This window comes from Leifsonia shinshuensis (assembly GCF_014217625.1).
GTDB classification, from domain to species: domain Bacteria; phylum Actinomycetota; class Actinomycetes; order Actinomycetales; family Microbacteriaceae; genus Leifsonia; species Leifsonia shinshuensis_A.
The window spans coordinates 3,690,824-3,709,221 of sequence record NZ_CP043641.1 but is presented as its reverse complement, the minus strand read 5'-3'; the positions used below and the strand labels follow the sequence as shown (position 1 = coordinate 3,709,221).

18 protein-coding genes and 1 tRNA gene are annotated in these 18,398 nt (G+C 68.7%); 6 read left to right on the top strand and 13 right to left on the bottom strand.

Annotated elements, in window-relative coordinates; all coding sequences use genetic code 11:
* Positions 1 to 3: 3 nt before the first annotated feature.
* Positions 4 to 240, bottom strand: coding sequence for a hypothetical protein (locus F1C12_RS18020; protein WP_185276248.1), 237 nt, complete (start codon positions 238 to 240; stop codon positions 4 to 6).
* A 261-nt stretch (positions 241 to 501) separates the two neighbouring features.
* On the opposite strand from F1C12_RS18020, the gene F1C12_RS18015 reads away from it, so the two are divergent.
* The 3 genes from F1C12_RS18015 to F1C12_RS18005 are packed head-to-tail and all read left to right on the top strand — an operon-like array spanning position 502 to position 2,800.
* Positions 502 to 1,578 (top strand): tyrosine-type recombinase/integrase, encoded by a 1,077-nt coding sequence (locus F1C12_RS18015; protein WP_185276247.1) that lies wholly within the window; start codon positions 502 to 504, stop codon positions 1,576 to 1,578.
* Between the two features lie 38 nt (positions 1,579 to 1,616).
* Positions 1,617 to 2,198: a helix-turn-helix transcriptional regulator gene (locus tag F1C12_RS18010; protein WP_185276246.1), complete on the top strand. Its 582-nt coding sequence runs from the start codon at positions 1,617 to 1,619 to the stop codon at positions 2,196 to 2,198.
* A 47-nt stretch (positions 2,199 to 2,245) separates the two neighbouring features.
* On the top strand, positions 2,246 to 2,800 hold the full coding sequence (locus F1C12_RS18005) for a hypothetical protein (protein ID WP_185276245.1): 555 nt from the start codon (positions 2,246 to 2,248) through the stop codon (positions 2,798 to 2,800).
* Positions 2,801 to 3,239: 439 nt separating this feature from the next.
* Here the strand turns inward: F1C12_RS18005 and F1C12_RS18000 are convergent, their stop codons facing one another.
* The gene (locus F1C12_RS18000; protein ID WP_185276244.1) at positions 3,240 to 3,953 is read right to left on the bottom strand and encodes a hypothetical protein; all 714 of its coding nucleotides are present in this window, start codon (positions 3,951 to 3,953) and stop codon (positions 3,240 to 3,242) included.
* Positions 3,954 to 4,153: 200 nt separating this feature from the next.
* Positions 4,154 to 4,243, bottom strand: a tRNA-Ser gene (locus tag F1C12_RS17995).
* 136 nt (positions 4,244 to 4,379) lie between these two features.
* On the opposite strand from F1C12_RS17995, the gene F1C12_RS17990 reads away from it, so the two are divergent.
* A complete protein-coding gene (locus F1C12_RS17990; RefSeq protein ID WP_185276243.1) occupies positions 4,380 to 5,147 on the top strand; it encodes an SGNH/GDSL hydrolase family protein in 768 nt (255 codons plus the stop codon).
* Here the strand turns inward: F1C12_RS17990 and F1C12_RS17985 are convergent.
* From F1C12_RS17985 to F1C12_RS17960, 6 genes are all read right to left on the bottom strand, one after another.
* Positions 5,144 to 6,088, bottom strand: coding sequence for an alpha/beta fold hydrolase (locus F1C12_RS17985; protein WP_185276242.1), 945 nt, complete (start codon positions 6,086 to 6,088; stop codon positions 5,144 to 5,146). The two genes, F1C12_RS17990 and F1C12_RS17985, sit on opposite strands and share 4 nt — an antisense overlap.
* Positions 6,089 to 6,233: 145 nt before the next feature.
* Entirely contained in the window at positions 6,234 to 7,595 is a 1,362-nt protein-coding gene (radA, locus tag F1C12_RS17980) for a DNA repair protein RadA (protein ID WP_185276241.1), read from the bottom strand.
* Positions 7,596 to 7,711: 116 nt separating this feature from the next.
* A complete protein-coding gene (locus F1C12_RS17975; RefSeq protein ID WP_185276240.1) occupies positions 7,712 to 8,347 on the bottom strand; it encodes a hypothetical protein in 636 nt (211 codons plus the stop codon).
* A gap of 44 nt (positions 8,348 to 8,391) precedes the next feature.
* A complete protein-coding gene (locus F1C12_RS17970; protein ID WP_185276239.1) occupies positions 8,392 to 8,907 on the bottom strand; it encodes an amino-acid N-acetyltransferase in 516 nt (171 codons plus the stop codon).
* Positions 8,908 to 8,993: 86 nt separating this feature from the next.
* The gene (locus tag F1C12_RS17965) at positions 8,994 to 11,516 is read right to left on the bottom strand and encodes an ATP-dependent Clp protease ATP-binding subunit (RefSeq protein WP_185276238.1); all 2,523 of its coding nucleotides are present in this window, start codon (positions 11,514 to 11,516) and stop codon (positions 8,994 to 8,996) included.
* A 103-nt stretch (positions 11,517 to 11,619) separates the two neighbouring features.
* Positions 11,620 to 12,051, bottom strand: a complete 432-nt coding sequence (locus F1C12_RS17960; RefSeq protein ID WP_258045973.1) for a hypothetical protein — start codon at positions 12,049 to 12,051, stop codon at positions 11,620 to 11,622.
* A 100-nt stretch (positions 12,052 to 12,151) separates the two neighbouring features.
* On the opposite strand from F1C12_RS17960, the gene F1C12_RS17955 reads away from it, so the two are divergent.
* A complete protein-coding gene (locus F1C12_RS17955) occupies positions 12,152 to 13,135 on the top strand; it encodes a pirin family protein (RefSeq protein WP_185276236.1) in 984 nt (327 codons plus the stop codon).
* Positions 13,136 to 13,267: 132 nt separating this feature from the next.
* Here F1C12_RS17955 and cls read toward each other — a convergent pair whose 3' ends face one another.
* Entirely contained in the window at positions 13,268 to 14,746 is a 1,479-nt protein-coding gene (gene cls, locus F1C12_RS17950) for a cardiolipin synthase (RefSeq protein ID WP_185276235.1), read from the bottom strand.
* A gap of 67 nt (positions 14,747 to 14,813) precedes the next feature.
* Positions 14,814 to 14,987, bottom strand: a complete 174-nt coding sequence (locus F1C12_RS17945; protein ID WP_185276234.1) for a hypothetical protein — start codon at positions 14,985 to 14,987, stop codon at positions 14,814 to 14,816.
* A gap of 27 nt (positions 14,988 to 15,014) precedes the next feature.
* Between F1C12_RS17945 and F1C12_RS17940 the strand changes: the two genes are divergently transcribed.
* On the top strand, positions 15,015 to 15,926 hold the full coding sequence (locus F1C12_RS17940) for a cytochrome c oxidase assembly protein (protein ID WP_258045972.1): 912 nt from the start codon (positions 15,015 to 15,017) through the stop codon (positions 15,924 to 15,926).
* A 6-nt stretch (positions 15,927 to 15,932) separates the two neighbouring features.
* Here F1C12_RS17940 and lysS read toward each other — a convergent pair whose 3' ends face one another.
* Both lysS and panC read right to left on the bottom strand, forming a co-directional pair.
* A complete protein-coding gene (lysS, locus tag F1C12_RS17935; RefSeq protein WP_185276233.1) occupies positions 15,933 to 17,459 on the bottom strand; it encodes a lysine--tRNA ligase in 1,527 nt (508 codons plus the stop codon).
* Positions 17,460 to 17,514: 55 nt separating this feature from the next.
* Positions 17,515 to 18,390 carry a pantoate--beta-alanine ligase gene (gene panC / locus F1C12_RS17930; protein WP_185276232.1) on the bottom strand — a complete coding sequence of 292 codons (876 nt, stop codon included), beginning with the start codon at positions 18,388 to 18,390 and terminating at the stop codon, positions 17,515 to 17,517.
* Positions 18,391 to 18,398: the final 8 nt, after the last annotated feature.

Sequence of the window (18,398 nt, the reverse complement as noted above, 5' to 3'; positions counted from 1 at the left end):
TCGCTAGTCCTGCCTGGTCTGAGCGTTCGCGAACAGCTCGCGGCCAAGCAAATTGACGCCATCCAGAGTTCCACCCTGAGGATCGAACCCAAAGATGGCGATCCCCAGCTCGTCAGCCCTCATCCGCGCGTCCGGCATCACACCACGACGAGCGAAGACCAATCCTCTACGACCATCAGCAGCGGCGACGGTCGCCGCACGCTCAACAAGCTCCACTTCCAGATTCCCTCGCTTGTTCATGACCCAGCCGAGATAGCGAGACCCGTACAGATCACAGACCTGTCGCGCTTCACCTACTGCGACAACTACGTCCGTGACACCGAGGTAATGCATCCACTCCCGACAAAGCTCGACCGCTTCATCGTCCGAGGCTCCCCACGGTCTTGGTTCAGGCGTCTCTATCACACGTCAAGAGTGCACCCATCTTCAGATACCCGCTCAGGTCGGTCGCGTTTCTCACTGCGATCCGACCTCGTCGGTGGCGGGAGGTAGGTTCTGCCCATGGGAAGCATCACCCCCTACGAGACGGCAGGTGGGCGGCGCTATCGCGTCCGCTGGCGGGCGCCTGACCACACGCAGAAGGAGAAGCGCGGTCTTCGCACCAAGCACGCCGCCGAGATCTACTTGGCGTCGGTGCAGATGAAGATCGCGACTGGTGAGTACATCGACCCGGCCCTCTCGCGCGCGACTGTGGGCCAGCGGCACGAGACCTGGCTCAATGCTCGCAAGGCGGCGATGAAGCCGTCAGCGTTTCGGGTCCTTGAAATCACATGGCGCCTGCACGTCGCCCCACGATGGGAGAACGTGCGGCTCACCGACGTGGCTTACAGCGATGTCCAGGATTGGCTGACCGAGCTCGCTGAAAAGCGAAGCGCTACAGTCACGCTCCGGGCCTACGGCATTCTGGCCGGCATCCTCGACGTCGCCGTCCGCGACCGACGGATCCCGAGCAACCCGGCTCGTGGCGTCGTGCTGCCCCGCAAGAACAAGAAGCGTCACGTTTACCTCTCTCACAAGCAGGTCGAAGCACTCGCGGTCGAGTCCGGCGACCACGGGCCGCTCGTGCGCCTGCTCGCGTACACCGGACTCCGCTGGGGCGAGGCGGTCGCAATTCGAGTCGACAACATCGACATCGAACGACGCCGGCTCCAAGTCGACGAGAACGCGGTCATGGTCGGCGGCGAGATCGTCGTCGGAACGCCGAAGTCGCACAAGCGACGGAGCGTCCCGTTCCCGGAGTTCCTCGTCGAACCGCTCGAACAGCTGTGCGCCGGGAAGCAGAGCAGGGCGCTCGTCTTCGGCGATGGGTTCACCCACCAGCGCCGGCCGGATCAGCGGAAGGGCTGGTTCGTCTATGCGAAGAAGCGCTCCGGCGTGCCCGCCGAGCTGACGATTCACGACCTCCGGCACACGGCCGCCAGCCTCGCGATCGCGTCGGGCGCGAACGTCAAAGCCGTGCAACGGATGCTCGGCCATGCGTCCGCCGCGATGACGCTGGACGTCTATGCCGATCTCTTTGACGATGACCTCGATGCAGTTTCCACCGCTCTCCACGAAGCGAGAGCTCGTTCGATCTGAGTGGTAGTATCGAATACGACACTAGGCGGAGGTGAGCAATGACGATTCAGAGCTCTCTCAAACAAGCGCGCGTGCGAGCCGGACTCAGCCTCAGCGACGCTGCTAAGAAGAGCGGCATCCAGCGCTCAAACATCGCCGCCATCGAGAACGGTCGCCGCGACCCGACCGCGTCCACGATTCAAAAGATCGCGAACGCGGCACGCGTTCGCCTCATCCCCGTGACGAGCGACGGGAAGACCACGGTCGCGGAAGCCTCGGCCGTCCTGGCAGACGCTGTGCAGCAGAACAACATCCGGCGTGCGTACCGTGTGCTCGCCCAAGTCGCCAACGACCTCACAGCACCTAATCCCGCAGACCGATTCGTCCTAGCGATTGAGCCACCGGCTCAGATCAGCCCGGAATGGGATGCGGCGCTAGCCGGCGTCACCGAATGGCGGCTCAGCCAAGCGCAGCTTCCGCTTCCAAGCTGGGTCGTCGACGAGCACGGCAACCAGGGCTGGAATTGGACTCCCCCACTCTCGGCGGCCTCTTCCTTCATTCCGGTGGACATCGAGAATGTCCCTGGTCCGCTCCGCAAGCGTGGCGTGCTCATCGAAGCCGACGAATTTGCAAGCGCATGACGGATAACCTTCGCCCACCGGCGCGAGCCGAATTCACTCGGCAGGAGATGATCGAAGGTCTCCGCGATCTGGTGAGCCGTCTTCGCGGAATCGGACAACCGTCACGCATCCAGATAGTCGGCGGCGCAGCTATCGCTCTCACTCTGAACGAGCACCGCTCGGCCACCGCCGATATCGACGGCCCTGTGTCTCCACCCGGTGTCGTACTCGCGCTGGCCGAGCAGATCGCGTCCGAGCGGAATTGGCGAAGCGACTGGCTGAACGACGCCGCCGCACAGTTCGTGCCGTCGGGCTATGGTCGCTCGGCAGGTTGGTTGACAATCTACGACGCAGACGGCGTGACTGTGCAGGTCGCGGATGCCGAGACCCTTCTCGCAATGAAGGTTTTCGCTGCGCAGAAGCGAGGACGCCGCGAACTCGAAGATCTCGAGGTGCTTATCCCAGCGATCGGACTTACCACTGTCGACGAAGTCGAGGAGCTCTTCGAGTCGTTCTACCCGGGTGACGAGCTCACCCCACGCACGGCAAGCATCATCCAAGCTGTGCTCAATCTTCACTCCCCAAAGCCTCCAGCGCCGCCGCGCCCGGATCTTGGGCAATAGCGCGACCTACACTCGTGGCTACTCAGCAGATTCAACGGGGCGGTCCTCTTCCACCTCGTCGGTCGCGACAATCATGAGAGCCATCGCGCCAAGCCCCACCAACGCGACAATTAGGATCACCCACGCAACCGACCCCGCCACCAATCCGAGGCCCCTTAGCTGCACCCCCACCACCGCCACGACTGTCCCGATCAGAGAGGCAGCTACGGTAGTCAGGACCAGCCGACGAAACCATCGTGTTCTACGGATCTTGATGCTTATGCGCGAGCGCTCAAGCACGACGGTAATAAGAATCAGGGGAAAGACCGCACTAAGCGCAGAGCACGTGGAAGCATTCACCGTGTGAGCTTACTGATCGCGTCCGCAGGGCCCTCACTTCATTCGCCGAGTCCTGGAAAACGTCGGCCAGCATCAGGCTTCTACAGGTGCGCGACGAAGATCAATTGAAATGGAAGGTCCGATAGGAGCTGCGCACGTTGAATCGACCGCCGTCCTTCCGCCGTCGGACGAGGGCAGCGACCGTATCGACATCATTGGGCCGCATTCCTAGCTCGCGGCATTTGGAACGGACCTGTTCGACCGTGATCGGTTCCCATCTCTGAGGCCGGTTCATCATGTCAGCCTTGAGCTTGTCCTCTTCGTTCCACTTCAATCCCGAAGAATAACCGGCAGCCATATCGGCGATGTGCTTCAATATCGCCTCAACACCATTCGGGAGGTGATCAGATGCGGGCGATTCCCGGTCCCGCGCGGACGGCTGGATCGTCGAGCCATTCAGAAGCGGAACAGGGTTCGCGTCCTCGATCCATTCTGCCGTCTCAAGTTCGTTCCACTCAATGACCACGAGCGCATCAAGGTCGACTCCATAAAGATCGTTCAGGTGCTGACGATCTGGCCAGGCGTAGACCACCCGGCCGCCGGCCAGCGACTGGCTCGAGAATCCTCGCCAACTTCGGTGGACAATCCCGGAACTCGTCGCAAAGCGACTCAGCACCTCCCCCGGTACCTGCTTCCGAGGTGTGACGAGAACCACCGGTCCTCCCGACTGGTCGAGAAGCCACCTGAGGGCGCGAGCGTTTTGGGGCTCGCGTGACATCTCCCCTTCGCTAAGTCGCGAAATCGCCGTCGGGTACCGGTAGGTCTCAGACGCCATGGGCCTCTCCTCAATCGTCCTATCCATGGCGACGCTACAAGCGACCGGCGACACCGAGCCGCAACGCGAATGGCGAGAATCGTGCCATACCTAGAAGTACACGGCTTTGAAGTGTGGGCAAATGGTGGGCAAATGGCCCTTTCTGGGAAAACGAAAACCCCCGGATTCCTCATAAACACTGGGATCCCGGGGGTTTTTCGTGGCGGTACCGGTGGGATTTGAACCCACGGTGGGCTTTCACCCACACAACTTTTCGAGAGTTGCACCTTCGGCCGCTCGGACACGGTACCGCGGACGAGTTTACTGGATGCTCGCGAGCACCGCGAATCGGGGCGGGCGACCGGGCGCGTCGGCAGCGCGCGGATGGGGGCGGCAGCATCCAGGGAAGCCCAGGGAAGCGCAGGGGGCGCGCGGTACGCTGCCCGGATGGGGTTCCTGAAGCCGGTGTTCTGGGTGGGTGGCGCAGCCGTGGCGGTCGCCGCCGGCGCAGTGGCCGGGCGGGCGTGGGTGGCGCAGCAGCGCGCCTCGCTCGCCGCCGGGAAGGAGCGCATCAACCAGACCCTGCCCGTGCACTCCGCGTGGTGGCGCGACCACGCCAAGACGGAGGGCGAGATCCTGTACGTCGCCATCGGGGACAGCGCCGCGCAGGGGATCGGCGCCTCCGCGCCCCGCAACAGCTACGTCGGTGTCATCGCCGACCACATCCGGTCCGCGACCGGGCGCAGCGTCCAGGTCGTCAACCTGTCCGTGTCCGGGGCGACCGTCGCGCTGGCCGTCGCCGATCAGCTGCCGCGGCTCGCCGACCACGCGCCCGACATCGTCACCGTCTCGATCGGGGCCAACGACATCGGGGACTTCGACGCCGAGCGGTTCCGGGAGGGCATCCGTCGGGTGCTCGATGCGGTGCCGCCGGACGCGATCGTCGCCGACCTCCCTTACTTCTACCTTCCGCGCAACGAGCGCAAGGTCGCGGTCGCGAACGGGATCCTCCGTGAGGCGGCCGCCGAGCGTGGGCTGACGGTCGTCCCGCTGCACGAGGCGATGCGGCGGGAGGGGTGGCGCGGGGTCATGCAGCAGTTCGCGGACGACTGGTTCCATCCCAACGATCGCGGTTACCGGGTGTGGGCGTCCGCGTTCCTGCCCGCGGTGATCGAGCAGGCGACGGCGAAGTTCCCGCGGCGGGCCGCGCTCTAGACGGCGTCGGCGTCGTGCAGCGGCTCGGGGTGTGGCGCGAGGAACGACAGCACCCGCTCCCACGCCGGCGCGATGACGAGGTGGCCTGCACCCGGGAACATCTCCATCCGGGCGTTCGGGATGGCCTTCTGATACCAGGCGGCGTGCGCGTGACCCGCGATCCGGTCGGCCTGGCCGCCGATGATGAGCGTCTTCGCCTGCACCGCTGACGGATCGAAGCCCCACGGGCGGGCGGTGTAGCTCAGGATGTCGGAGGCCACGCCGTCAGGGCCCTGGCGGTAGGCGTCCTTCAGCATCCGCCCGAGGCGGTCCTCCAGGCCGCGGCGGGCGAGCACGTCGGTGTCCACCGGGCCCACGCCGAGGGCGTCGAGCGGGACGCCGCTCTCGAGATCCGACGCGCGCACCTCCTCGGCCTGAGGCTGCAGCATGGTCGACAGCCGGCTCCGCGCCTCGTCGGGCGACAACCGGCCCAGCTCGTCGGACTGCTTCTGCAGCTCGGGCGGGATCCAGGGCACGTCCTCGTTCGGCGCGGGCGTGGCCACCACCGCGACCCGGTCGACGAGCTCGGGATGCCGCGCCGCGAACGCGAGGGCCACGCGTCCACCGGCGGACCAGCCGGCGATGCCGATCCTCGGCGGACGGTTCACGCCGATCGGCGACTCCAGGCGCTTCATCTCGCGGATGTACTCCGCGATGTCGTCGGCGGCGGCCACGATACTCGGCCAGGAGCCCGCCGGCCACGGGTCGCTGGAGCCGTAGCCCGGCCGGTCGAGCGAGACGATGTGGACGCCGCGGTTCGCCGACGCGTCCGGATCGGGGTCGAACACCGACGATCCGGGCGCGGGATGGCAGAACACGACGACGCGGGCGGCGACCGCGTCGCCCAACGTGGTGACGCCGACACGTCGGCCCGAACGAAGGGTGAAGGTCAGGTTGGCCATGCCGCCCATTGTGGCCCGCACGCCCGACGGCGAAAACCCCGCCGTCGCGAGCGGAGGAGATCCGGTGCGACGCGCCGTGCGCGAGCAGCTTCGGGAGGATCCCGCCGGCGTGTCGGCCGGGAATCTCCTCCGGTAGCGGCGGCCGCTAGAACGCGGCGTCGAGCTCGCGCTCGCGCGGCGGCGCGGCCGCCGTGAACGCCACCCTCAGCGCCTCGCGCACCGTCGCGGCGCGCTCGTCGATGCGGGTCGCGAAGCCGAGGCGCGACGCCTCGGTCGCGCGCTGCTTGCCGCTCGACACGGGGCGGATCTCCCCCGCCAGGCTGATCTCACCGAACGCCGCGAGGGTGTGCGGGATGGCGCGGTCCGTCGCGGCAGACGCCACCGCCAGCGCAATGGCCAGGTCCGCTCCCGGCTCGGCCAGCCGCACGCCGCCGACCGTGGACACGTACACGTCCTTGTCGCCCAGGCGGATGCCGGCGCGGCGCTCCAGCACGGCGAGCAGCATCGCGACGCGGGAGGAGTCCACCCCGTTCGTCACGCGCCGCGGGTTGGGCGCTGTGGTGGCGACCACGAGCGCCTGCACCTCCACCGGCAGCGGACGACGGCCCTCCATCGCCACCGTGACACAGGTGCCGGACACCGGCGTCGTCGTGCGGCTGAGGAAGAGGCCGCTCGGGTCCGGCACCTCGGCGATGCCGTCGCCGGCCATCTCGAAGCAGCCGACCTCGTCGGTCGGGCCGAACCGGTTCTTCAGCGCGCGCACGAACCGCAGCGCCGTCTGACGGTCGCCCTCGAACTGGCAGACCACGTCGACCAGGTGCTCCAGCAGGCGCGGGCCGGCGATCGAGCCGTCCTTGGTGACGTGCCCGACGATCAGCACCGGGAGGTCGCGCTCCTTGGCCACCCGGATGAGCGTGCTCGCCACCTCGCGCACCTGGCTCGGGCCGCCCGCGATGCCTTCGGCCGAGCCGCTCGAGACGGTCTGCACCGAGTCCACGATCACGAGCGACGGGCGAACGGCGTCGATCTGGCCGACGATGGTCGCCAGGTCCGTCTCGGAGGCGAGGAAGAGCTGGTCGTGGAGGGCGCCCGTGCGCTCGGCACGCATCCGCACCTGGCTCACCGACTCCTCGGCGCTCACGTAGAGCACGGGGTTGCCGTCGCGCGCGGCCCGGGAGGCCACCTCCAGCAGCAGCGTGGACTTGCCGACCCCGGGCTCGCCGCTCAGCAGGATGGCCGCGCCTGGCACGATGCCGCCGCCGAGCACCCGGTCGAACTCGCCGATCCCACTCGGCCGGCGCTCCGTCGACTCCGTGCCGATCGAGGTGATCGACCGCGCAGCCCTGTCGGCGCCGACGACCACCGGCTTCAGGGCGCGCAGCACGCCCGTCGGCGCCGACGCCTCGGTGACCGTGCCCCACTCCTGGCATTCGCCGCAGCGGCCGACCCACTTCACCGTCGTCCAGCCGCACTCGGTGCAGCGATACGTCACAGCGGCTTTTGCCACGGAACCTCCTCAGTCGGGCTCCACACTACGGTCGGCCACCGTCATCCACGGGAGGATCGCGGAAGTGGTGGAGGAGTCGGAGCAAGGCCAGAGCTGTGCAGGAGAAACGCGACCGCTCAGTTCAGCGAGAACTGCTTCGTCGTCGCCGACGTGATCCCGGCCACCGACACCTGCAGGTGGTACGACGCGCCCGCCGCCGGCACCTGCGAACGCTGCGCTTGGCACGTCGTCGGATCCGAGCGCGTGCGGTCCCAGGTGATCGGCGTTTGCGACGAGATGGTCTTGCCCGGCTGCAGCAGCACCTGGGCGTCGACCTTCGAGCTCTGGCAGTCGGTCGACTTCCAGTAGACCTCCGAGCCGCTGGTGATCGTGAACACCTGCTGGGCGGTGCCCGCGTCGATGACGCACGCGTTCGCTCCGGTGTTGGTCAGCGCGACCGAGAGTTGTGGGAGCTGGCCCGCGGAGTAGCTGGAGGCGTCGGTCACGGCCTCCACCTTGACGTCGGCCGGCTTGCACGGCTGGCCGCTCGCGCTGGCGCTGGAGGTCGGGATGCTGGTGGCCACGGCGGCGGTCGGCTTCGGCGTGTTGGTCGTGACGACGCCCTTCGCCGGCTCGCCGCTCGAGGAACCCGGACGGACCACGATCAGGACGATGACCACGACGACGGCGACGAGGCCGATCAGGACGATGAGCCGGCGGCGCCAGTAGACGCCGCTCGGCTGAGGGCCGACAGGGTGCTTGAACGTCGACATGCCCGAAGGTTAGCGCCGACCCGCGACACGCCGGGGAGGCGCGCTCAGAGACGCTTCAACATGCGCGTGTTTCCCAGGGTGTTGGGCTTCACGCGGGCGAGGTCGAGGAACTCCGCGACGCCCTCGTCGTGGGAGCGGACGAGCTCGGCGTAGAGGGTGGGGTCGACGGTCTCCGAGCCCATGTCCACGAAGCCGTTGCGCTCGAAGAAGCCGACCTCGAAGGTGAGGCAGAACAGCCTGCTGAGGCCTAGCTCCCTGGCGTCGCCCTCCAGCCGGCCGAGCAGCGCGCGGCCGACGCCGCGTCCGAGCCACGGGTCGGCGACGGCGAGGGTGCGCACCTCCGCGAGGTCGCTCCACATGACGTGCAGCGCGCCGCAGCCGATCAGCTGACCGTCTGCGGTCTCGGCGACGCGGAACTCCTGCACCGACTCGTAGAACGTCACGGCCTCCTTGCCGAGCAGGATGCGTCGCTGCACGAGCGGCTCCACGAGCTCCCGGATGCCGGGCACGTCGCCGGTCCGCGCCCTCCGGATGACGTACGCGCTGCCCTCAGAACTCACCTACCCACCCTATCGATCGCAGACGACCGGACATGACGAAGGGCCGGCCCCGCAGAAGCGGAGCCGGCCCTGGGACGCGTGACGCGTCAGTCGTTCGCGGCGAGGTCGGGCGTCGCCGGGCCCGTGCCGATCGCTGCGGCAGCGTTGACCCCGGCGCCGACCGACTCCTGGCGGGCCGTCGTCGTGAAGACGAAGTCGCCGTCCTTGAAGTCGACGTGCACGTGGTCGCCCGCGTTCAGCTCGCCGTGGAGGATCTTCTCGCTGAGACGGTCCTCGATCTCGTGCTGGACGGCGCGGCGCAGCGGCCGGGCTCCCAGCGTCGGGTCGAAGCCCACCTCGATCAGGCGCTCCTTGGCGGGGACCGCCAGCTCGATCGTCATGTCGCGGTCGAGCAGCCGGTCGGAGAGGCGCTTGATGAACAGGTCGACGATCTGCAGCAGCTCCGCCTTGTTCAGCTGCGGGAAGACGATGATCTCGTCCACGCGGTTGAGGAACTCCGGCTTGAAGTTCTTCTTGAGCTCCTCGTAGACCTTGCCGCGCATCCGGTCGTAGCCGGTGGTCGGGTCGCCCTCGATCTGGAAGCCGACGGGGCCGCCGGAGATATCCTTCGTGCCGAGGTTCGTGGTCATGATGATCACGGTGTTCTTGAAGTCGACGACGCGGCCCTGGCCATCCGTCAGACGTCCCTCCTCCAGGATCTGGAGCAGCGAGTTGAAGATGTCCGGGTGCGCCTTCTCGATCTCGTCGAACAGCACGACGCTGAACGGCTTGCGGCGGACCTTCTCGGTGAGCTGGCCGCCCTCCTCGAAGCCGACGAACCCGGGAGGGGCGCCGAACAGGCGGGAGACCGTGTGCTTCTCGCCGTACTCGGACATGTCGAGCGAGATCATCGCCGACTCGTCGTCGAACAGGAACTCGGCGAGCGCCTTGGCCAGCTCGGTCTTTCCGACACCGGTGGGGCCGGCGAAGATGAACGAGCCGGAGGGGCGCTTCGGGTCCTTGAGGCCGGCGCGCGTACGGCGGATCGTCCGCGAGAGGGCCGCGATGGCCTCCTCCTGGCCGATCACGCGCTGGTGCAGCGCCTTCTCCATGTAGACCAGGCGGGCCGACTCCTCCTCGGTGAGCTTGAACACCGGGATGCCCGTGGCCTGCGCCAGCACCTCAGCGATCAGGCCCTCGTCGACCTCGGCCGTCGTCTTGACGTCACCCGAGCGCCACTGCTTCTCGAGGCGCAGCCGCTCGCCGAGGAGGTTCTTCTCCTCGTCGCGCAGGGACGCGGCCTTCTCGAAGTCCTGGTCCTCGATCGCGGCCTCCTTCTGGGAGCGGACGGCGGCGATCTTGTCGTCGAACTCGCGCAGCTCCGGCGGCGCCGACAGGATCGACAGGCGCAGGCGGGCGCCGGCCTCGTCGATCAGGTCGATGGCCTTGTCCGGGAGGAAGCGGTCCTGGATGTAGCGGTCGGCGAGGTTCGCCGCGGCGACGATGGCGCCGTCGGTGATGGACACCTTGTGGTGCGCCTCGTAGCGGTCGCGCAGGCCCTTCAGGATGTTGATCGCGTGCGGCAGCGACGGCTCGGCCACCTGGATGGGCTGGAACCGGCGCTCCAGCGCTGCGTCCTTCTCGAAGTGCTTGCGGTACTCGTCGAGCGTCGTGGCGCCGATGGTCTGTAGCTCGCCGCGGGCCAGCAGCGGCTTCAGGATGCTGGCGGCGTCGATCGCGCCCTCCGCAGCCCCCGCGCCGACGAGGGTGTGGATCTCGTCGATGAAGGTGATGATGTCGCCGCGGGTGCGGATCTCCTTGGTGACCTTCTTCAGGCGCTCCTCGAAGTCTCCGCGGTAGCGGGAGCCGGCGATGAGCGAACCGAGGTCGAGCGTGTAGAGCTGCTTGTCCTTCAGCGTCTCCGGCACGTCGCCGCGGACGATCGCCTGGGCCAGGCCCTCCACGACGGCGGTCTTGCCGACGCCGGGCTCGCCGATCAGCACGGGGTTGTTCTTGGAGCGGCGCGACAGGATCTGCATGACGCGCTCGATCTCTTTCTCGCGCCCGATCACGGGGTCGAGTTTGTTGTCGCGCGCGGCCTGCGTGAGGTTGCGGCCGAACTGGTCGAGGATCTGGCTGCCGGCCTGCGCGGTCGCCTGATCGTTGCCGCCCACCTGGACCTGCTCCTTGCCCTGGTAGCCGGAGAGCAGCTGGATGACCTGCTGGCGCACGCGGTTGAGGTCGGCGCCCAGCTTGACGAGCACCTGGGCGGCGACGCCCTCGCCCTCGCGGATCAGGCCGAGGAGGATGTGCTCGGTGCCGATGTAGTTGTGGCCGAGCTGGAGTGCCTCGCGCAGGCTGAGCTCGAGGACCTTCTTGGCCCGCGGGGTGAACGGGATGTGCCCGGTCGGCTGCTGCTGGCCCTGGCCGATGATGTCCTGGACCTGCTCGCGGACGGCGTCCAGCGAGATACCGAGCGATTCCAGCGCCTTGGCGGCGACACCCTCACCCTCGTGGATCAGGCCGAGCAGGATGTGCTCCGTCCCGATGTAGTTGTGGTTGAGCATCTTGGCCTCTTCCTGGGCCAGGACGACGACGCGGCGAGCGCGATCGGTGAATCTCTCGAACATGTCTACTCCTCGCGACGCCGTTGCAGGGTCGGCGCCGATACATCGAGAGTAACCGCGGCATCCGGTGCCGCGGAGTCATGTTCGCTGGAGGCGTGACGCCGTGTCAGCCGCGGATCGCGGCGATCGTGAGGGTCGTGTCGGGGAGCTTGACGGTGACGTCCGAAGTGGTCGTCAGGCCGCTCGGGGTGTCGAACACGGTGGTGTGCGGGACGATGTCGTGCGTGCAGACGCCGCCCGACGCGGGGGCGAGGGTGGCCTCCAGCTGGTTGGAGGCGACGACCTTGACGGACTGCACCGTCGGCGGGCAGGTCGAACTGCCGTTGAGCACGATCCCGAACTGCTTGCCGTCCTGCAGCCAGGTCGCCCAGGAGGCGCCGCCCGCGCTGCTGGCCGGCGGCTGGACGCCCTGCGGCTCGCCCGCGTAGTCCTTCGTGGGTTTCACCTGGGTGCTCGTGCATCCCGCGAGCAGCAGGGCCACGGCGACGAGGGCGGCGGAGGCGACGACGGACGTCCGGGGGCGCGCTGCACGGTTCACGGTGGCCATTCTATGGGCGGCGATCCTGAGTTCGGCAGGGGCGTCACTTGGGCCGGATCCGGGATGCCGTCTGGCGGACGCGCGCGCCTAGGATGCCGCTATGAGCAACCTCGAGCGCGACCCGGTGGAGGTCCTCGCGGGCGACGATGTGGTCGTCGCGGACGCGGGCGTGGAGATCCTGGAGCCGCGCGAGGTGCCGCTCGGCGGACCGCGCGCGATGACGGTCCGGCGCACCCTCCCGCAGCGGAGGCGCTCGCTGATCGGCGGCTGGTGCTTCGTCGACCATTACGGCCCCGACGACGTCTCGCTGACCGGCGGGATGCAGGTGCCTCCGCATCCGCACACGGGGCTGCAGACGGTGAGCTGGCTGTTCGAGGGCGAGATCGACCACCGGGACAGCGTGGGCAGCCACGCGCTGGTGCGGCCGGGCGAGCTCAACCTGATGACCGCGGGGCGCGGGATCAGCCACTCGGAGGTCTCCACGCCGGGCACGCAGCGGCTCCACGGCGTCCAGCTCTGGGTGGCGCTGCCGAGCGCGTCCCGGGAGGTCGACCCGTTCTTCGAGCACCACGTCCCGGCTCCGGCGCCGCTCGGGGACGCGACGGTGCGGACGTTCGTCGGCGCGCTGGCCGGGAGCGGCACAGCGGCGACGGTGTTCTCGCCGCTGGTCGGCGCCGAGCTCGACGTGCCGGCCGGGACGCGCGTGACCGTTCCGCTCGACCCCGCGTTCGAGCACGGCGTGCTGGTCGACGCGGGCGAGGTGACGGTCGCGGGCGCGGCGGTCCCCGTCGCGCATCTCGCGTACCTCTGCCCGGGGCGGGACGCCGTGGAGGTGGAGGCCGGCGACGCGGGGCCGGCGCGCCTCCTGCTGCTCGGCGGCGAGCCAATGGGCGAGGAGATCGTGATGTGGTGGAACTTCATCGGGCGCAGCCACGAGGATGTCGTGGCGGCACGGGCCGAGTGGCAGCGCGACGTGATCGACGGGGAGGATCCGGACGGGCGGTTCGGGACGGTGCGCGGGTACGACGGGGGCGCGTTGCCGGCGCCGGCGCTGCCGACGGTGCGGCTGAAGCCGCGGGGCTAGCGGAGGAGATCCGGCCAGACACGCCGCCCCTCGACAGCTACCGGAGGAGATTGGGCCCCGCAGGGCCTGGATCTCCTCCGTTGACCGGCATTTGGAGGGGCGTCGGGGCGGATCTCCTCCGTTGGCGACGCGCTACTGGAGGGCGGAGGTGAGGCGCGCGAGGTTGTCGAGCACGGTGGAGCGGAGCGGCTGCTTCATCCACTCGTCCAGGGTCAGCTCCCGGCTGTCGCGGCGGTAGCCGTCCTCCACCTCGCGCATCTGCTCCACGAACGAGCGTCCGCGGACCATCAGCGAGACCTCCATGTTCAGCAGGAACGAGCGCATGTCCATGTTGCTCGACCCGATCACGGCGACGTCGTCGTCGATCGTGAAGTGCTTGGCGTGGAGGATGTAGGGCGCCTTGTACATCCAGATCCGCACGCCCGCGCGCAGCAGCGCCTCGTAGTAGGAGCGCTGGGCGTGGTAGACCAGCGCCTGGTCGCCGATCTCGGAGACGAACAGGTCGACGGCGATGCCGCGCTGGGTGGCTGTCGTGATGGCCGTGAGCATGGCCTCGTCCGGCACGAAGTACGGGGACGTGATGACGATGCGCTCCTGCGCGTAATACAGCAGCGCGAGGAACAGCCGGAGGTTGTTCTCGCCGGCGAACCCCGGGCCGGACGGGACGACCTGGGCGTCCAGCTCCTCCGGGTCGTTGGCGTTCTGGACGTCCTCGTCGGTGATCGGCTCGGTCTCGCGGCGGAGCAGTTCGTCGGTCTCGCTGTACCAGTCGGTGATGAAGATCGCGTTGAGACCGGCGACGATCGGGCCCTCCAGGCGGACGATGAGCTCTTTCCACTTGAGGCCGCGCCGGATGTTCGACTTCTTGTTGTAACTCCGGTCGATGACGTTCTGCGACCCCATGAACGCCACCCGGCCGTCCACGATCAGCAGCTTGCGGTGGTTGCGCAGGTCGGGCCGCTGGTACTTGCCCTTGAACGGCTGCACCGGCAGCATCAGGTGCCACTTCGCGCCCATCGCGGTGAGCCGCTTGACCGTGGCCTTGTAGTCGGGCGTCCGCACCGACGCGATGTGGTCGAGCAGCACGCGCACGACGACGCCGCGGGCGACCGCGGCCTCCATCGCGTCGAAGAAGGGGGCGGTCGTCTTGTCCAGGGTGAGGATGTAGAACTCGACGTGCACGTACCGCTTCGCAGCGGCGATCGCGGCCGTCATCGCGGCCAGCGACTCGTCGTAGTGGCCGTCGAGGGTGGCCCGGTTGCCGCCGACCAGCGGCATCGCGCCGAGGTTGCGGTTGAGCTCGACCACCGACTCCAGCCACGCCGGCCACGGGTGGTCGCGGCGCACCCGCTCGATGCCCTCGGTGCTGTCGATGATGAACCGGTTGATCTCGTCCTGCTTCTCGCGGCGCTTCTTCGGGAGCTTGTAGCTGCCGATCAGCAGGAAGAACAGGACGCCGATGTACGGGATGAGGAAGATGGCCAGCAGCCAGGCCGTGGCGGAGGTGGGCTTGCGGTTGCGCGGGACGACGATGATGGCGATGACGCGGATGACGAAGTCGAGCAGCAGCGCGAGCACGACGATCGTCGTGGTCAGGAAACCCGCGTCCATCCAGCCCCCTCCGGCGTCTGGCGTCGAGGACCGGGATGTGCGCCCTCTCCGCTAACCGTAGTGGGCGCTAGGACTTGGGCGCGAGGCCGCGGCGGGCGCGCTCCTCGTTCTCCATGCGGGAGTACACCTTGCGCTCGGTGCGGTCGGCTCGCACGATCGCGCGCATGATCATCCAGAACAGCAGGCCGACGAGCACGGTCGGGGCCAGCGACCAGACGATTCCACCGATGATGTCTCCCATAGCGGGATAATGGTACCTCGCGCACATGTGAAACCCGACTCCCCCGAAAGCAGCACCACGCCTCCCTTCCTCGTCTTCCTCTCCACCTGGTCGTTCGACCCGGCGGCCGCGGCCATGCTGATCGCCGCCGCGGGCCTCTACCTCGGCGGTGTGCTGTCACTCCGGCGGCGCGGCCACCATTGGCCGAAGCGGCTGACGGCGATGTACCTGCTGCTCGGGCTCGGCTCGTACGCGGTCATCTCGTTCGGCTTCCTCGGCGCCGAGAGCACCCAGCTGCGCTGGGCGTTCACGACCCGGATCGCGCTGCTGCTGTTCGTCGTCCCGGCGCTGGTCAGCCTCGGGAGGCCGATCGCGCTCGCCCGCGTGGCGCTCGGCGGCACAGGTCAGGCCCGCACCGACCGGTTCCTGCAGTCGCGGCCGGTGAAGCTGTTCGGCAACGCGATCTTCGCGACGGTGTTCGCGTGCGCTGCGTTCATGATCTTCCTGACGCCGGTCGCCGCCGTCCTGCGCGACTCACCGTGGTCGGAGTGGACCATCTCGGTGCTGGTCCCGCTCGCCGGCCTGCTGATGGTGCTGCCGATCGCGGCGCACTCCGTGACGCACACCAGCTTCTTCATCACGGTCGAGTTCCTGCTGGCGTTCGTCGCTCTGCTGCTCGACGCCATCCCCGGGCTGCTGCTGCGGCTCAACGACGCGGTGCTCGACCACGCGCCGGCGATCGTCGGCCGGATGCCGTTCTGGTTCCCGAACGCGCTGCACGACCAGCACCTGTCCGGCGATTTCCTGTGGTTCATCGCCGAAATCGCGGACGTGCCGATCCTGGTGATCCTGTTCGTCCGGTGGATGCGCCTGGACCGCCGCGAGGGCAAGAAGCTGGACGAGCTGAGCGACGAGGAGATGGAGGCGCTCACGCAGGCGCACCTCCACCAGCGCGGCTGAACGCCCTTACTTGACCAGCGGGAAGAGGATCGTCTCGCGGATGCCGAGGCCGGTGAGGGCCATGAGCAGGCGGTCGATGCCCATGCCCATGCCGCCCGTCGGCGGCATGCCGAACTCGAGCGCCCGCAGGAACTCCTCGTCCAGGCGCATCGCCTCGTCGTCGCCCGCGGCCGCCAGGCGCGCCTGCTCCACGAAGCGCTCGCGCTGCACGACCGGGTCGATCAGCTCGGAGTAGCCCGTCGCCAGCTCGAAGCCGCGGGTGTAGAGGTCCCACTTCTCCACGACGCCGTCGCGCGAGCGGTGCGCGCGGACGAGCGGGCTGGTGTCGACCGGGAAGTCCATGACGAATGTCGGGCGCACGAGCCCCGACTTCACGTGGTGCTCCCACAGCTCCTCGACGTACTTGCCGGGCAGCGGGTGCGGCACCTCGATCTCGGCCTCGGCCGCCAGCTCGCGCAGGCGCGACATGGGGGTCTCCGGCGTGATCTCCTCGCCGATCGCCTCGGACAGGCTGTCGTACATCCGGATGCGGTCCCACTGGCCGCCGAGGTCGTACTCGGTGCCGTCGGCCCAGGTGACCACGTGCGATCCGGAGACGGCGAGCGCCGCGTCCTGGATGAGCTGCTGGGTCAGGTCGGCGATGGAGTTGTAGTCGCCGTAGGCCTGGTAGGCCTCCAGCATCGCGAACTCGGGCGAGTGCGTGGAGTCCGCGCCCTCGTTGCGGAAGTTGCGGTTGATCTCGAACACCCGGTCGATGCCGCCGACGACGGCGCGCTTGAGGTACAGCTCCGGCGCGATGCGCAGGAACAGGTCCGTGTCGAACGCGTTGGAGTGCGTGACGAACGGGCGGGCGGAGGCGCCGCCGTGCATCACCTGCAGCATCGGCGTCTCGACCTCCACGAAGCCCTGGCCGGCGAACGTGCTGCGGAGGCTCGCGACGGCCGCCGCGCGGTCGAGGACGTTGCGGCGGGCCTGCTCGCGCGCGATCAGGTCGAGGTAGCGCGAGCGGACGCGGGTCTCCTCGTTGAGCTCGTTGTGCAGGTTCGGCAGCGGCAGGATCGCCTTGGACGCGATCTCCCAGCCGCGCACCATGATCGACAGCTCGCCGCGGCGGCTGGAGATGACCTCGCCCGAGACGAAGACGTGGTCGCCGAGGTCGACCAGCTCCTTCCAGCGGGCCAGCGACTCCTCGCCCACCTCGGCGAGGGAGACCATGGCCTGGATGCGCGAGCCGTCTCCGGCCTGCAGCACGGCGAAGCAGAGCTTGCCGGTGTTGCGCTGGTGGACGACGCGGCCGGCGAGGCCGACGGTCTCGCCGGAGGTCTGGTCGGCTTCCAGCTGCCCCCAGGCGGCGCGCACCGCGGGGATGGTGGTCGTCACCGGCACCTGCACCGGGTAGGCGCCGCCGCCCGCGTCGCCGGACTCGGCGATCAGGCGCTCGCGCTTGGCCAGGCGGACGGCCTTCTGCTCGCTGATCTCGTCGGCGGTGAGGTCGCCGTCGGCGTTGAGGTCGGTGGCGGGCGCTTCGGTCATCGTGTCTTTCCGTTCCGGCGGTTCTGTGCGTGGAGGGCGGCGTGCTTCGGGCGGCTCAGCCGAGCGTGATGCGCGCGTTGTCGATCAGGCGGGTGGAGCCGACGCGAGCGGCGATCAGCAGGAGCGCTGGACCGTGGAGGTCCGCACCCGCTTCGAGGAACGTGTCCTGATCGACGATCGCGAGATAGTCCAGTTTAACGACCGGCTCGGCCTCCACGCGCGCGGTCGCCGCGGCGAGGGCGGCGGCGGCTCCCCCGGCGGCGGCATCGGCGCCGGCCGCGAGCGCCTGCGACAGCGTGAGCGCGGCCCTGCGCTGGTCGTCGTCCAGGTAGCGGTTGCGGCTGGAGAGCGCGAGGCCGTCGTCCTCGCGGACGGTGTCGACCACGGCGATGGCGACCGGGAGGTCGAGGTCGTCCACCATGCGGCCGACGAGGTGGACCTGCTGGGCGTCCTTCTGGCCGAACACGGCCACGTCGGGCTGGACGATGTTGAGCAGCTTGGCGACGACGGTCAGCATCCCGTCGAAGTGGCCGGGACGCGAGGCGCCCTCGAACAACCGGCCGACCTCGCCTGCGGTCACCCGCGTGGAGGACGGGCCGTCCGGGTACATCTCGGCGGCGGTCGGGGCGAAGACGAGGTCGGCCAGCCCGTCGAGCGCGGCGACGTCGGCGTCGAGGGTGCGCGGGTAGCGGTCGAGGTCCTCGTTCGGGCCGAACTGCAGCGGGTTGACGAAGATCGACACCACGACGAAGCCGCCCAGGTCGCGGGCCCGGCCGACGAGGCGCAGATGGCCGCGGTGGAGGGCGCCCATCGTCGGCACCAGCACGACGCGGCCCGCCGGAGCGTCGGCGGGACCCTCGAGCGCGGCCGCCCGCCTGGCGTGCGCCACCCGCTCGCGCAGTTCGGCGATGGTGGTCACGACGTCGGGCATGAGGTCCT